The sequence below is a fragment of the Stutzerimonas urumqiensis genome, from assembly GCF_003640395.1.
In the GTDB taxonomy this organism is placed as follows: Bacteria; Pseudomonadota; Gammaproteobacteria; order Pseudomonadales; family Pseudomonadaceae; genus Stutzerimonas; species Stutzerimonas urumqiensis.
Window position 1 is genome coordinate 355,399 of the sequence record NZ_RBZQ01000004.1, and the last position, 14,281, is coordinate 369,679.

At 64.8% G+C, this 14,281-nt stretch carries 18 protein-coding genes; 2 read left to right on the forward strand and 16 right to left on the reverse strand.

Going from position 1 to position 14,281, the window contains the following annotated elements:
- Window positions 1-2 precede the first annotated feature (2 nt).
- The 13 genes from D7325_RS10030 to ccmA all read right to left on the reverse strand — a co-directional run bounded on the left by D7325_RS10030 (window position 3) and on the right by ccmA (window position 10,787).
- Entirely contained in the window at window positions 3-1,190 is a 1,188-nt protein-coding gene (locus D7325_RS10030) for a sensor histidine kinase (RefSeq protein WP_120995418.1), read from the reverse strand.
- A 117-nt stretch (window positions 1,191-1,307) separates the two neighbouring features.
- Complete coding sequence (locus D7325_RS10035) at window positions 1,308-2,780, reverse strand: sigma-54 dependent transcriptional regulator (RefSeq protein WP_120995419.1); 1,473 nt, start codon at window positions 2,778-2,780, stop codon at window positions 1,308-1,310.
- Between the two features lie 162 nt (window positions 2,781-2,942).
- On the reverse strand, window positions 2,943-3,239 hold the full coding sequence (gene fliT / locus D7325_RS10040) for a flagellar protein FliT (RefSeq protein WP_120995420.1): 297 nt from the start codon (window positions 3,237-3,239) through the stop codon (window positions 2,943-2,945).
- A gap of 118 nt (window positions 3,240-3,357) precedes the next feature.
- Complete coding sequence (locus tag D7325_RS10045) at window positions 3,358-3,792, reverse strand: hypothetical protein (protein WP_120995421.1); 435 nt, start codon at window positions 3,790-3,792, stop codon at window positions 3,358-3,360.
- A gap of 25 nt (window positions 3,793-3,817) precedes the next feature.
- A complete protein-coding gene (gene ccmI, locus D7325_RS10050; protein WP_120995422.1) occupies window positions 3,818-5,044 on the reverse strand; it encodes a c-type cytochrome biogenesis protein CcmI in 1,227 nt (408 codons plus the stop codon).
- On the reverse strand, window positions 5,041-5,511 hold the full coding sequence (locus tag D7325_RS10055) for a cytochrome c-type biogenesis protein (protein WP_120995423.1): 471 nt from the start codon (window positions 5,509-5,511) through the stop codon (window positions 5,041-5,043). Before D7325_RS10055 ends, ccmI begins: the two co-directional genes overlap by 4 nt.
- Window positions 5,508-6,041: a DsbE family thiol:disulfide interchange protein gene (locus D7325_RS10060; RefSeq protein ID WP_120995424.1), complete on the reverse strand. Its 534-nt coding sequence runs from the start codon at window positions 6,039-6,041 to the stop codon at window positions 5,508-5,510. The genes D7325_RS10055 and D7325_RS10060 overlap by 4 nt, the downstream gene beginning before the upstream one ends.
- A complete protein-coding gene (locus D7325_RS10065; protein ID WP_120995425.1) occupies window positions 6,042-8,015 on the reverse strand; it encodes a heme lyase CcmF/NrfE family subunit in 1,974 nt (657 codons plus the stop codon). It abuts the gene before it with no gap.
- Window positions 8,012-8,476, reverse strand: coding sequence for a cytochrome c maturation protein CcmE (gene ccmE / locus D7325_RS10070; RefSeq protein ID WP_120995426.1), 465 nt, complete (start codon window positions 8,474-8,476; stop codon window positions 8,012-8,014). The genes D7325_RS10065 and ccmE overlap by 4 nt, the downstream gene beginning before the upstream one ends.
- Window positions 8,473-8,649 (reverse strand): heme exporter protein CcmD, encoded by a 177-nt coding sequence (gene ccmD, locus D7325_RS10075; RefSeq protein WP_120995427.1) that lies wholly within the window; start codon window positions 8,647-8,649, stop codon window positions 8,473-8,475. Before ccmD ends, ccmE begins: the two co-directional genes overlap by 4 nt.
- Window positions 8,646-9,401 carry a heme ABC transporter permease gene (locus D7325_RS10080; RefSeq protein WP_120995428.1) on the reverse strand — a complete coding sequence of 252 codons (756 nt, stop codon included), beginning with the start codon at window positions 9,399-9,401 and terminating at the stop codon, window positions 8,646-8,648. The genes ccmD and D7325_RS10080 overlap by 4 nt, the downstream gene beginning before the upstream one ends.
- 85 nt (window positions 9,402-9,486) lie before the next feature.
- Window positions 9,487-10,158, reverse strand: coding sequence for a heme exporter protein CcmB (gene ccmB, locus D7325_RS10085; protein ID WP_120995429.1), 672 nt, complete (start codon window positions 10,156-10,158; stop codon window positions 9,487-9,489).
- Window positions 10,155-10,787: a cytochrome c biogenesis heme-transporting ATPase CcmA gene (gene ccmA, locus D7325_RS10090; RefSeq protein ID WP_120995430.1), complete on the reverse strand. Its 633-nt coding sequence runs from the start codon at window positions 10,785-10,787 to the stop codon at window positions 10,155-10,157. The genes ccmB and ccmA overlap by 4 nt, the downstream gene beginning before the upstream one ends.
- A gap of 139 nt (window positions 10,788-10,926) precedes the next feature.
- On the opposite strand from ccmA, the gene fliK reads away from it, so the two are divergent.
- Both fliK and D7325_RS10100 read left to right on the forward strand, forming a co-directional pair.
- Window positions 10,927-12,453: a flagellar hook-length control protein FliK gene (fliK, locus tag D7325_RS10095; protein WP_120995431.1), complete on the forward strand. Its 1,527-nt coding sequence runs from the start codon at window positions 10,927-10,929 to the stop codon at window positions 12,451-12,453.
- On the forward strand, window positions 12,450-12,782 hold the full coding sequence (locus tag D7325_RS10100) for an EscU/YscU/HrcU family type III secretion system export apparatus switch protein (RefSeq protein ID WP_120995432.1): 333 nt from the start codon (window positions 12,450-12,452) through the stop codon (window positions 12,780-12,782). The genes fliK and D7325_RS10100 overlap by 4 nt, the downstream gene beginning before the upstream one ends.
- Here D7325_RS10100 and D7325_RS10105 read toward each other — a convergent pair.
- The 3 genes from D7325_RS10105 to D7325_RS10115 form a co-directional block, all read right to left on the reverse strand.
- The gene (locus D7325_RS10105) at window positions 12,779-13,216 is read right to left on the reverse strand and encodes a rhodanese-like domain-containing protein (RefSeq protein ID WP_120995571.1); all 438 of its coding nucleotides are present in this window, start codon (window positions 13,214-13,216) and stop codon (window positions 12,779-12,781) included. The two genes, D7325_RS10100 and D7325_RS10105, sit on opposite strands and share 4 nt — an antisense overlap.
- A 123-nt stretch (window positions 13,217-13,339) precedes the next feature.
- Window positions 13,340-13,744 carry a DUF2802 domain-containing protein gene (locus D7325_RS10110; RefSeq protein WP_120995433.1) on the reverse strand — a complete coding sequence of 135 codons (405 nt, stop codon included), beginning with the start codon at window positions 13,742-13,744 and terminating at the stop codon, window positions 13,340-13,342.
- Between the two features lie 3 nt (window positions 13,745-13,747).
- Window positions 13,748-14,227: a chemotaxis protein CheW gene (locus tag D7325_RS10115; RefSeq protein ID WP_120995434.1), complete on the reverse strand. Its 480-nt coding sequence runs from the start codon at window positions 14,225-14,227 to the stop codon at window positions 13,748-13,750.
- Window positions 14,228-14,281: the final 54 nt, after the last annotated feature.

A 14,281-nucleotide genomic window follows, 5' to 3' on the forward strand; every position in this document is an offset into this window, starting at 1 on the left:
TCTTACTCCTCGGATGCACCGCTCACCCGCAACGGGATGGAAATGTGAACGCACGTACCCCGCCCTGGGCGTGACATCAGTCTTAGCTGTCCTTCATGGGCGTGCACCACGGCACGGGCTACCGCCAGGCCTAGCCCGGACCCCGTTGCCTTGGTGGTGTAAAAAGGCTCTTCCAGACGTGCAAGCACCTGCGGCGCGATGCCGGGACCGTTGTCGCTAACACAGAGGTGCAGCGAGTCGTCACGTCGGTACAGGTGTACTTTCAGCCGGGCGTCCGTGCTGCCGGCCGCCTGTACGCCATTGTCGATGAGGTTCTGCAAAGCACCGACGAGCGTGTCGAGGTTGCAGGTCAGCTCGCCGGCGTGGGCATCGCACTGCCAGCGGATCGCAACGTCCTGCAGGTGCGGCTCGGCAGCCGATCGCAGGGCGCGCATCAGGTCGGCCGGCGTGACGCGGTCCGGGCGCGGCAGATCGCCTCGAGCAAAGAGCAGCATGTCGCGCACCTGCCGCTCGAGCTGATGGAGTCGCTCCTTCAGCCGCGAGGCGAACCGCGTGCGATGCTCGGTCGGCAGCGCCTCTTCTGTCAGATGGCTGGCATAAATCAGCGCCGCCGACAGCGGGGTTCGAACCTGGTGAGCAAGCGATGCGGTCATCCGGCCAAGCGCCGAGAGCCGTTCATGCCGCGCCAATTTGGCTTGAAGACGACGGGTTTCCGTCAGGTCGGTCAGCAGGATCAGCTGCCCGGGCTCGCCTTCGAGCGAGCGAATCGAGATGGACACGCGTCGACCATCGCGCAGCGAAATTTCATGGCCATCGTCATGCCGCGGCGAAAAGGCTCGCTGGATGACGTCGCGCCAGACCGCACCGAGCAGCGGTTCGCCGAGCAACTCGCGCGCACTGGGGTTGGCATCCTGAACCTCGCCGTGACCGTCAATGACGACCACGCCGCCGGGCAACGAATCGAGCAGGTTGCCGAGCCGCCTGGCGAGCCGTTCCTTTTCGTCTAGCTCCTTCAGGCGCTCGGCGCTGACCAGCTCCAGACGATCCTGCAGCTCGGCGACGTGCGCTTCGAGCCAGCCGCGCGACTCACCGAGCTGACGCTCGATGCGCTCGACATGCGCCAAGGCTCCGGCCAGATCGGCTGGATCGCTCGGCGTTTCGGGGAGGCTTGGCGAAGTCGGGCGTAGCATTTCCACGGCAACAGCTCACAGGGCCTGACAGAAGTTTGTCACTGTCAGACGTTCTGCAAGCAGCGTGCCGAGCGAAGCGTAAAGGAACGGGCCGGCCGATCGGCGGCCCGGGCTGGATCAGACCGGCTCTTCTTCCTCGTCTTTGCGGCTCATGCCGTACTTGCGCATCTTCTCGACGAGCGTGGTGCGTCGAATACGCAACCGCTCGGCCGCCCGGGCGACGACACCGCCGGCATCGTCCAACGCCTGCTGGATCAGCCCCTGCTCCAGGTTGCCGAGGTAATCCTTGAGATCGAGGCCTTCGGCCGGCAGCATCGCCCGCGTCTCGTGACCCGGTAGCGGCGCGGTGAAGACGGAACGCTCGTCCTCCTCCTCGTGCGCCGGAATCATGTATTGCTCGTCTTCGTCATCCACGTGACGGAATTTCTTCGGCAGCTCCATCACGCCGATCACCCCGTAGGGATGCATGATCGCCATGCGCTCGACCAGATTGGCCAGCTCCCGCACGTTGCCGGGCCAGTCATGACGGCAAAGCGACATGATGGCTGCCGAGTTGAAGCGAATCGAACCACGCTTCTCATGCTCCATACGCGAGATGACTTCGTTCATCAGCAGCGGGATGTCCTCGACGCGCTCGCGCAGCGGTGCCATCTCGATCGGAAAGACGTTGAGGCGATAGTAAAGATCCTCGCGGAAGGTGCCCTCGGTAATCATCTTCTCGAGGTCCTTGTGCGTGGCGGCGATGATGCGCACATCGACGTTCTGCATCCGGTTGCTGCCCACCCGCTCGAAGGTTCGCTCCTGCAGCACCCGCAGCAGCTTGACCTGCATCGGCAGCGGCATGTCGCCAATCTCGTCGAGGAACAGCGTCCCGCCATCGGCCAGCTCGAAACGTCCCGCGCGCGCGCTGATGGCGCCGGTGAACGCGCCCTTCTCATGGCCGAACAGCTCGCTTTCGAGCAACTCGGCGGGAATCGCCCCGCAGTTGACGGGTACGAACGGGCCCTGGCGGCGCTTGGAGTGGTAATGCAGATTGCGTGCGACCACCTCCTTGCCTGTCCCGGATTCCCCCAGGATGAGCACGCTGGCATCGGTATCGGCCACCTGCTGCATCATTTGGCGGACATGCTGGATGGCTCGGCTGGTGCCGACCAGGCTGCGAAACAGGTTGGGCTCGCGATGGCGACCACGCGTGCGTGCCTGGTCGTTCATCTCGCGATAGATCTGGGCGCGGTGAAGCGAATCGAGCAGCTTGTTGTAGCTCGGCGGCATCTCGAGACTGGCGAGGACCCGGCGACGGACCTCTTCCGGCCACTCGGCCGGCGCAGGCTCGCCGATCAGCAACAACGGAATGTTCTCGTCCCATTGCCCCAGCTGCTTGAGCAGCTCCACGGCCCCGCCCTTGCTGTCGACGTCGCCCAGCATGACGCTGTGAACGCTGCGGCTGGATTCCAGCGCTTCGACAGCGCCACGCCATTGGGAGCTGGTGCAGGCGAGGTAGTCTTCGCCGAGGAAATTGAGGATGACCGCCAGGTCACGCCGACGATCGCTGTCGTCATCAATCAGCAGAATCTTGGTTTCGCGCCACATCTGTCGTCTGACTCTTGTCGCCGTTAGGGTCTGCCCGGTAAGTGACGAGACCCGACCAACGGCAGATGGCCAGTAGTTAAGTCAAAAATGAGGCGTGAGTCAAATTTATGACGTGAATTTCCTGCTAAATCCGACCAAGCACACTAAACCGACGCGAGCGGCTTAACCAAACAGCTGATAGACCTTCGCGCCTTGCTTGGCCTGGTTGAGCTGGCGCAACTCATCGCCAATGCGTCGCTGCTCGGTGCGGCAGCGGTCGACCAGCTCCCGGTAGAGCATCAACAGGTGTTGCAGCTGTTGGCGAATGGCCGCCTCGTCGCGCTCGGGCGAGCGCATGGCTTCTTCGACGACCTGCCGGCATTGCAGATCCAGCGTGCCTATGGACGACCAGTCCTGTTGCAGCAAGGCTTCCCGAAGCGCGACGCTCGTCTCCTCGAGACGTCTGATCGAAGCATTCATGACCACCACTCCAGGGCCCACAGCCCGCCTTGTGACATTTGCCGGTTCAAAGGTGTGCGACCCGAGGACCGCCCTCCTTCTATCGGCCATGGCGACCAGAGCTTTAGCATGCAATCGGTCAATGCAAGGCACGCAGCCCCGGCGGCACGCTGGGCGGCGCAATCGACTCCCACGGGCCGGCAGGCCGTGATGCGGAAAGCCACTGACCGTCCCAGCGGTAATACACCCGCTGCCGGTAGTAGAGCCCACGCGCGCCCTCGACGACGTAGACACCGAGCCGGTTGTCCCAATGCGCCTGCGCGTGCGGCGGTGGGGCATAGCGAGGGTGACTGCGCTGGACCGATGGCCTGGACGGTGCGGGGGGCGTCTGGATGCGCGGCGGCGTGATCACCGGTCGCGCGGGCTCGACCTTAGGTGGCGTAGGCGGCACCGGGCGGGGCGGCTCGTTCTGGTAGGGATTGCCAGCACAGGCCGCCAGCAATCCGGCCAGGCAAAGCGGAACCGCCCCTTTCAGCGGGCGAAACGTCAGTCGCAAGCGAAGGTACCCGTGCATGCTCTTGTCCTCGTAAGCCGTCGAATCAGTCGCCGTCGACCTTGTCGATGGTCACCTGCAGCGGCTCGTCCGCCGTGGCCGGAGCAACCGCCTGGCTGGTACCCAGCCACTCGCCCTTGGTCGCATCGCCAGAGCGCGACACACGGGCACTGACCACGACGCGATCGAAGTTGGACAGCTTCAGCGCTGGCATCATCGCATCGGCGTCACTCAAGGTCACGGTGGCCGGCAAGTCGCGAACCGACAACCGCTTGACCGCCAGCGGCATCGGCGGACCGGACGCGGCACGGGCGAACACGAACACCGTGTCGCTCGCCAGCACGCGAGCGGTCAGTTCCGGTGCCAGCGTCACGGTCACGTCGAGTTCGACCACCGTCGGTGCCTCGGCTTTCTCGACCGCATCAGCCGCGGGCGTGGTGGGCTGCGCGTTGTCCTTGCTCATGGCCAGGGCCCGATCGATCCCGGTCTGGATGGCGGCTCGCGACGGATCAGACTCCGGCAGTGTCGCGACCAGCCGCTCCCAGAAGGCAACGGCATCTTCGTACCGTTCATCCTCGAAGGCGGCAATCCCGAGCAACCCCAGGCTGGTCGCGTCGGTCGGATCGGCCTGGAGCGCCTCGTCGGTCAGGGCCTGCATCTGCGGCGTCCAGGTCTGCTGATTGGCAAAGTACAACGCCTGCGCCCACTGACCGAGCAGCTCGGGCTCACGACCCGCCAGTTGCACGACCTTCTCGAACGCACGCGCAGCCTCGGCAGGACGCTCCTGCGCCATGTACGCACGACCGAGGAAGTACCAGCCCTCCGCCGAATCCGGCTGCGCCTGCACGGCCTGTTCCAGGCGCGCCGTAACCTCTTCCATCGAGCGCGGCTGCTCGCCGAACTGGCGGGCCAGTTCGACCTTGTCGCTGGCGCCCCAGTGGAGGTAAAGGCCGAAACCGGCGAGCGGTACCAACAGCGCCATGATGACCGGGATTGCCTTTCCCAGCGTCGAACCCGAACGCCGCTCGGCACCCTCGGTATCTTGCAGGAGCTCGCGGCTGGCCTCGACGCGCCCGGCCTCATGCTGTTCATCCGAGAGCACGCCAGCCGCACGCTGGGCAGCGAGCTCGCCAAGCCGCTCTTGATACAGCGCCACGTTGAGCGCCGTGCGATCTTCCTCGGCCTGCGCACGCCGACCACGCAGCAACGGCAGCAGCAGGAAAGCCAGCGCCGCAAGCAACAACAGGCCGGCGGCGATCCAGAAATCGATCATGGGTCTTTTTTATCCAACAGGGCGGCGAGCCGTTCACGCTCCGCCGGAGACAGGGCCTGGGCCGATGGCGAGACATTCGCGCGCCGGCGCTTGGTCACGATGAAAACCACGACGACGAGACCGATCGCCAGCAGACCGAACGGGCCGTACCAGAGCAGGAAAGTCGTCGGGTTGAGCGGAGGACGGTAACGCACGAAGTCGCCATACCGCGCGACGAGGTAATCGACGATCTGCTCGTTGCTGCGCCCTTCCTGCAGCATGCGGTAGATCTCGTCGCGCAGGTCCATGGCGATCGGCGAATTGGAGTCGGCGATGTTCTGGTTCTGGCATTTCGGGCATCGCAGCTCTTCGGTCAGCGAGCGGTAGCGCTCTCGCTCCGCCTCGCTGTCGAAGGTGTAGGTATCGATCGCCGCACTGGCCATCAGTGAACAGGCCAGCAGGCACAGGCTTGCGAAGAGGCGCTTCATTGGTCGTCCACCATCGCCTGGTAGAGCGGCGCGATTTCCTGCTGCCAGACCCGCTCATCGATCACGCCGACGTATTTGTGGCGGATGATCCCGTTATGGTCGATCAGGAAGGTTTCGGGCGCGCCGTAGACACCCAGGTCGAGCCCCAGACTGCCATCCACGTCGCTGATGTTGAGCTGGTAGGGATCATGGAAGTCCCGCAGCCAGTCGCGCGCCGCCGCGGTGTCGTCCTTGTAGTTGATGCCGTGGATGACGACGCCTTGCGACGCGAGCTTGTTCAGGACCGGGTGCTCGACCTTGCACGCGACACACCAGGTCCCCCACACGTTGACCAGGGCCGGCTTGCCGAGCAGATCGGCCTGGGTGATGGCCGGCTCGCCGGCCTTGACCGATGGCAAGGTGAACGCGGGGAACGGCTTGCCGATCAGGGCTGAAGGCAGCTCCGATGGATTGAGGAACAGACCGCGATACAGGAAGACCGCGACGATCAGGAAGATCGCCAGCGGCAGCAACATCAGTGCACGCCTCATTCAGACCCCCTGCCCCGTCATACCCAGCGCATCGCGCACCCGTGTGCGTACCTTGACCCGATAACGACGGTCGCTCGCGGCCAGTACACCGCCAAATGCCATGAGCAGCCCTCCCAGCCAGATCCAGCGAACATAGGGCTTGATATGCACGCGCACGGCCCAGGCACCGTTCTCGAGCGGTTCACCCAGCGCCACGTAGAGGTCGCGCGTGAATCCGGCGTCGATCCCGGCTTCGGTCATCGGCATCTGCTGGACGGTGTACAAGCGCTTCTCCGGGTGGAGCACGGCTATCTGCTCGCCGTCCTCGAACACGCGGACGGTGCCCCGATCGGCGGTGTAGTTGGGCCCTTCATGATGCTCGGCGCCTTCGAAGACGAAGCGATAGCCACCAAGCTCCAGCGACTGGCCCGGCGCCAGGCTCAGATCGCGTTCGTCGCTCTGCTGGCTGGACAGCACGACGCCCATCGCACATACCGCAATCCCGAAATGCGCGGCCTGCATGCCCCAATAGCTGCGGCTGAGCGCGCGGGCGCCTTTGAGCAGGCCCTTGTGGCGGGTCTTGTCCAGCAGGTCGCGAACACCGGCAAGCACCACCCAGACCGCCAGCAGGCACACCGCCAGCACCGTCCAGTGAAAATCGCCGAACAGAAAGGAGGCGGCGACACCCAGCACCGCGCTGGCCAGCAATATCGGCGTGAGCATGCCCGCTAGCCAGCGTCCGGGCGTGTCCTTCCAGCGCACCAGCACGCCGACCGCCAGCGTGAACATCAGCAAGCCCATCAGCGGCAGGAACAAGGCGTTGAAATACGGCGGGCCTACGGAAAGCTTCGCGCCGGACAGGGCATCGAGCAGCAGCGGATACAACGTGCCGAGCAGGATGGTGGCGGTAGCGATGACCAGCAGGATGTTGTTCACCAGCAGCAGCGTTTCACGCGACCAGAGCGCGAAACCGACCTGACTCTTGACCACCGGCGCCCGCAGGGCAAACAGCGTCAGCGAGCCACCGACCACCACCAGCAGGAACGCGAGGATGAACACCCCCCGCTCCGGATCGGTCGCGAACGCATGCACGGAGGTGAGCACGCCCGAACGGACCAGGAAGGTGCCCATCAGGCTCAGGGAAAACGCCGCGATGGCAAGCAGAACGGTCCAGCTCTTGAATACGCCCCGCTTTTCCGTCACGGCCAGCGAGTGGATCAGCGCGGTGCCGACGAGCCACGGCATGAAGGAGGCGTTCTCCACCGGATCCCAGAACCACCAGCCGCCCCAGCCGAGTTCGTAGTACGCCCACCAGGACCCCAGCACGATGCCGATGCCCAGAAAGGCCCAGGCCACCAGCGTCCAGGGCCGCGACCAGCGCGCCCAGGCAGCGTCCAGGCGGCCGCCGAGCAGCGCCGCAATGGCGAAGGCGAAGGCGACCGAGAACCCCACATACCCCATGTAGAGCATCGGCGGATGAACCACCAGACCGAAGTCCTGCAGCAAGGGGTTCAGATCGCGCCCATCGGCCGGAGACTGCGGCAGCAAGCGCTCGAAGGGGTTGGAGGTGATGATCAGGAACAGCAGGAAACCGATGCTGATCAACCCCATCACGCCCAAGACCCGTGCCAGCATCTCCTCCGGCAATTGCCGCGAAAAGATCGAAACGGCGAAGGTCCAGGCGGAAAGGATGAACACCCACAGCAGCAACGAGCCTTCGTGGGCGCCCCACAGCGCACTGAACTTGTAGTACCAGGGCAACGCGCTGTTGGAGTTGCCGGCGACATAGGCGACCGAGAAATCGTCCGTCATGAAGGCATGAGCCAGGCAAACGAAGGCGAATGCCAGGAATGCGAACTGTCCCCAGGCCGCTGGCTGCGCAAGGCCCATCCACTGACGATCGCCGCGCCAGGCACCGACCAGCGGCAGGGTGCCTTGCACCACCGCGAGGCAGAGCGCCAGGATCATCGCCAGGTGGCCGAGCTCGGGGATCATTTCGCGTACTCCTGCTTGCCTTCCTCGTAGTGCTTCATCATGCCGCTCTGCTCCAGCGCCTGACTCACTTCGGGCGGCATGTAGTTTTCGTCGTGCTTGGCGAGCACCTCATCGGCAACGAGCGCGCCATCGGCACCGACTCGCCCGAGCGCGACGATGCCCTGCCCTTCGCGGAAGAGGTCGGGAAGGATGCCCTGGTAGCGGATCGTGATGGTCTCGGCACCATCCGTGACGCGGAATTCCACGGCCAGATTCTCACCGCGCTTCACCGAGCCGTTCTCGACCAGCCCGCCTGCGCGGATGCGCGTGCCCTCAGGCGCCTCGCCGTTGGCGATCTGCGTCGGGGTGTAGAACAGGTTGATGTTCTGCTGTAGCGCCGAAAGGGCCAGTGCCACCGCGATGCCGACGCCCGCCAGGATCGCCAGCACTATGAACAAGCGCTTCTTGCGCACCGGATTCATCGTTTTTCCTCCCGGCGCATACGACGCGCCTCGTCTTGCAGATAGCGACGCTTGGCCAGCCAGGGCAAACCGACATTGAGCAGCAGCACCGCAATGCTGATGCCATACGCCGACCAGACATAGAGCCCGTGCTGCCCCATGGCCATGAACTCGGAAAAGGACGAGAAATTCACCGTTCGCCCTCCGTCAAGGCGCGCACCTCGGAGCGAACCCAACTGGCACGCGATTCGCGACGCAGCACTTCCAGCCGCATGCGCATGAGTAGCACCGCCGCGAAAAAACAGTAGAACCCGAGAACCATCACCAAGAGCGGCAGCCACATCTCGACCGGCATGGCGGGTTTTTCGGTCACTTTGAAGGTGGCCGGCTGATGCAGCGTGTTCCACCACTCGACCGAGTACTTGATGATCGGAATGTTGACCACCCCGACGATTGCCAACACGGCACAGGCCTTGGCGGCGCTGTCGCGGTTGGTGATCGCATGCCCCAGCGCGATCACGCCGAAATAGAGAAACAGCAGGATCAGCATCGAGGTCAGGCGCGCATCCCACACCCACCAGGAGCCCCAGGTCGGCTTGCCCCATACCGCGCCGGTCAGCAAGGCGATGCAGGTCATCCAGGCACCGATCGGCGCGGCCTGCTGAAGGGCGACGTCGGCCAACTTCATTTTCCAGACCAGGCCGACCAGACCGGCGACCGCCAGCATCACGTAAACCGATTGCGCCAGGAAGGCAGACGGAACGTGGATATAGATGATGCGAAAGCTGTTGCCCTGCTGGTAATCCTCAGGCGCGAAGGCGAGCCCCCAGACCAGCCCGACCGAGATCAGGACCAGCGCCGCCCAGCCGAGCCAGGGCAGCCAGCGGCCACTGATTTCGTAGAACCACTTGGGCGAGCCGAGCTTGTGAAACCATGTCCAGTTCATATCGTTGCCTTAACCATCGAACGCCTGGCCACATCCGTAGCGCCAGCTGCCTGTTCCCGTCGAGGACCGATCAGACGCCTGCGCATCATTCGCCGACACTGATGGTCAGGCCGGCCGCGATGGCGAAGGGCGTCAGGGTCAGGGCCAGCGCCGCAAGGCTCGCCAGCCACAGGAGATAACCCGCCGCCGGCAATCCCTGCAGCGCGGCCTGCAATGCGCCGCTACCCAGGATGAGAACCGGGATATACAGCGGCAAAATCAACAAAGCCAAGAGCAAGCCACCTCGTTTCAGGCCGACCGTCAACGCCGCACCAACCGCTCCCAGCAAACTCAGCACCGGTGTGCCGAGCAGCAGCGAAAGCAGCAGCACAGGCATCGCACTGCCCGGCAAACCGAGCATCAACCCCAGCAGGGGGGCCAGGATGACGAGCGCCAGACCGGAAAAAACCCAGTGTGCCAGTACCTTGGCGAGCACCAGAAGCGCGAGGGGGTGCGGCGAAACGACCCACTGCTCGAGCGAGCCATCCTCGTAATCACCCCGGAAAAGCCCGTCCAGCGAGAGCAGGACGGCCAATAGCGCGGCCAGCCATACCAGTCCCGGCGAAATGCGTTGCAACAGTTGCGTTTCCGGACCGACCGCCAGTGGGAACAACGCGATGACGATGGCGAAGAACACCAGCGGGTTGGCCAGCTCGGCCGGCCGACGACAGAGCAAGCGAGCTTCCCGGGCGAACAGCAGGACGAAGACGTTGCTCATGCGGCTCGCCCCAGATCCAGCTCGCGATAGCCTGCCGGGCGCTCGCCAAGCGTGTGATGAGTGGTCAGAACGACCATGCCGCCGCGTTCGCAATGTTCGGCCAGATGGCGCTCGAGCTGGGCGACACCGAGTTTGTCGAGCGCCGTGAACGGTTCGTCCAGAATCCACAACGGTGGCGCATCAAGATGGAGACGCGCCAGCCCGACCCGGCGCTGCTGGCCAGCCGACAGGGTATGGCAAGGAACATCCTCGAAACCGCGCAAACCGACCGCATCCAGCGCGGTCCAGATCGCATCGCGCGTGCTGGGGCGCTGCAAGGCGCACAACCAGACGAGGTTTTCCTCGGCGGTCAGCAACCCTTTGATGCCGGCCGCATGGCCGATCCATAAAAGATTGCGAGCCACCTCTGCGCGCTGCGCGAGCAATGCCTTGCCGTTCAGGCGGATTTCGCCCTGGGTGGGCTGCATCAAGCCGCCGAGCAGGCGCAGGAGACTGGTCTTTCCGCTGCCGTTGGGGCCGGACACTTGCAGCATTTCGCCTGCCCTGATCTCCAGGTCCAGCCCCTCGAACAGCACGCGCCAGTCGCGCTCGCAGGTCAGCGACAAGGCTTCGAGAAAGGGGCTGGGCACGCTAGGACACCTGGGGCTCAAGAGGGAAGACCTGCGGCCGCTATACTCTGGCGACCGCTACGACCGGCCGAAAGTATACATGGCAAGCGGCGTTGCCCAAGGTCGTAAATACGACAGCGTGTGAGCGTTTCGAGTTGAGATGACCGAGATCAAGATCGCCCCGCCCGGGCCCGCAAGCGCCGCCGTCCGAGGCGCCGCCACCGCCGAGCTCGCGCTACGACTGATGCAGCCGTTGCAAGGCCTGCTTGCGCCGGGCGAAACCGCCGAGGCGGAGGTCGTCGGCATCAAGGAGCAGGCACAGAGTTTCCAGTTGATGCTGCGCGTCACCCTGCAGGATGGCCGACAGACGACCTTGCAGGCCAGCACGCCTCGCGCCGTTCCGCTCGGCGCGGCCTACGCGGTGACGGCGCTTTCCGAAAGCCGCCTGATCGCCAACCTGCAGCTCCCCGGGCTGCAACCGCTGGAGAGCCTCGACCTCGACACGCTACCGCCTGGCTCGCTGATCCAGGGCCGCGTGGTTGCGACGCAGGCGGTGAACGAGGCAGGTACGGCGGGCTATCGGATGCTCGTGTCGCTCCTCGATACGCCGCTTTCCGGCCGCAAGCTATCGGTCGAGGCGCCGACGGCCCTGCCCGTTGGCAGCTTGCTCACCGCCCGTGTGCTCGACAGTCAGGCCTTGGCCGTGGTGCCGCTGAGCGGGCGCCTGGATCGATTGGCGGTCGTCCAGCAGCTCGCCGGCCAGTACGCGCGCCAGGGCTCGCTCGGCGAATTGGCAGCGGCACTGCAAACCGCCTCGGGCAAGCTGCCCGAAGGCGTGCGCACCGCTGTCGACGCCCTGCTCGGCTCGATGCCTACACCGGGGCAACTGGCCGACCCGAAGGCACTCGCCCAAGCGATCGCCAAGAGCGGGTTGTTTCTCGAGAACAGCCTGGCAGGATCGCTACCCGGTGGCACGACAGGCGATGCCAAGGCAGGCCTGCTGCGCCTGATCGGCGAGCTGCTCCCCAACCTGCCCGGCAGCTCACCATTAAGCAGTGCCCAGGCCAGCGGAGCGATCAGCCAAGCGCTTCCCGCGTTCGCGCGCAGTGCACTCGGGGCGCTGGCACAGGTCGGGGCGCGCCAACAGCCGCTCAGCTTCCCGTTGCCGTCCAGGCTCTTGCAGGGTCTGGATGACGAACCGGATCTGGAGATGCTGCTGAAATTGGCGGCCGCCGCCATCTCCCGGCTACAGACCCACCAGCTCTCCAGCCTGGCCCAGACGCACGTCACGCCTGAAGGCAACCTGCTCACCACCTGGCAGATGGAAATACCGGTCCGGGAACAGCACACCTTCATCCCCTTGCAGATGAAGTTCCAGCGCGAAGACCCGGCCGATCAACCACAGCGATCGCGCGGCACGCCCGTTTGGCGGATCGAGCTGGCCTTCGACCTCGAACCGCTCGGCCCGCTGCAAGTGCTGGCACAGTTGCAACAGGGCGCCCTCTCCAGCGAGTTCTGGGCCGAACGAAAGGAAACCGCGCGCCTGATCGACGGCGAGATCGGCAATCTGCGCGAGCGGCTGACCCGTGCGGGCCTGGTGGTCGACGAACTGGCCTGTAATCAGGGCATGCCGGCGCGAGGACCGCGAACCGGCTTGCACCAACGCTTCGTGGACGAGACCGCATGACCGACAAACCGGCACGACGCGCCATCGCGCTCAGCTATGACGGCGTCAACGCACCGAACCTGACGGCCAAGGGCGACGATGAGCTCGCCGAGGCGATCCTGGCGATCGCGCGGGAGCATGCCGTACCGATCTATGAGAACGCCGACCTGGTGCGCCTGCTCGCGCAGCTCGAATTGGGCGACGCGATACCGGAGGCGCTTTACCTGACGATCGCCGAAATCATCGCCTTCGCCTGGTACCTGCGCGGCAAGGCGCCCGCTGGCTTTGGCGAAGGGGGTCGCGACGCCGCCGGCCCCCAGCCCCCGCTACTTCCCGCGCCGTCGCGTTAGCGGCTGGCCGTCAAGGTCGCCAACTCACCTGCCTCGCCTTTGCCCTGCGGGAAGTCGGCCAGCTGCCAGGCGAAATAGCCGCCACGGAAATAGAACACGTGCTGGTAACCCCAATCGACCGCCAGCTCGACGGCTCGGGCGCTCGAAGGACATATCTCGCTGTCGCAGTAGATGACCAACGGCACCTGGCGCGGCCACTCGGGATGCGCCAGGCCCTGGAAGCCGACAGACAGGTCCAGGTGCACGGCGCCATAGACATGGCCCCAGCCCCATTCGCGGACAGGCCTCACGTCGACGAAGATCGCTCCCATGTCATAGAGCTGCTTGGCCTGGAAGACATTGACGGTCATGGCGCCGGGAATTTGCTCGGGCGCTTCGCGAGCGGCCGTCCAGCCGGGAATCGCCAGGATGAGGAATGCCAGGATTCGCCACATACCGCCCTCCTCGGCCGCATGGCCGGTGAACACGAGCGGGAGCAAGTGCCGCCCGTATTCGTTGGAGAAGGCAACGCGCGGAGGGGTTCCAAGGGAAACGGACTGGCGTGACGGGCGGCGGGCTCAGCGCTTGGTGGGACGGGGTTGATGCAGGCGGCTCATCAGTTCCGCTTCGGCCTGGGTAAGCCCGCAGGCCTGGGTGAGATCCTCGATACTGGCGCCCATGCCGATCAGCCGCGCGGCCTGCGTGAAGGAAAGGCTACCCGGATCGCGCTGCTCCATCTGGCTCAGCTTGTCGGGCAGCGGCGCAACCAGCCGGCGCAGGTCCTGCAACTCCTCACCCATCCGCACGCTGCCGGAGAGGTATGCGTCGAGCCGCTTGGCAAGCTCCCTGATCCGCTGGTCATGCGCGGCGTCGCGTTCGGCCTGAAGCCGCGCCTGCGTCTTCTGAGCACGCATCAGCCACAGACAGAAGGCCAGCAGGCCGACACAGCAGACGGCCAGCAGCACGACAGCGGCAACCAGCATCGATCAGATGCTCTCGAGTTCGGACCACTCTTCTTCGGTCATGAGTTTTTCCAGCTCGACCAGAATCAGCAGCTCGCCGTTCTTGTTGCAGACGCCCTGGATGAACTTGGCCGACTCTTCGTTACCGACATTCGGTGCCGTCTCGATTTCGGACTGCCGCAGGTAAACCACTTCCGCAACGCTGTCGACCAGAATCCCGACCACCTGCCGGTCGGCCTCGATGATGACGATCCGGGTATTGTCGGTGAGCGGCGCAGGGTCCAGGCCGAAGCGCTGGCGCGTATCGATGACCGTCACGACATTACCGCGCAGGTTGATGATGCCCAGCACATAGCTCGGCGCACCCGGGACCGGCGCGATCTCGGTGTGGCGCAGCACTTCCTGCACCTGCATGACGTTGATGCCGTAGGTTTCGTTGTCCAGACGGAAGGTGACCCACTGCAGAATCGGATCTTCCGAACCTTGCCCAGCCGATTTTTTCATTTGCTGCCCCTCATGACCGCACGCAGTCGACTTCGATAACGGGCCCGTCGGGCC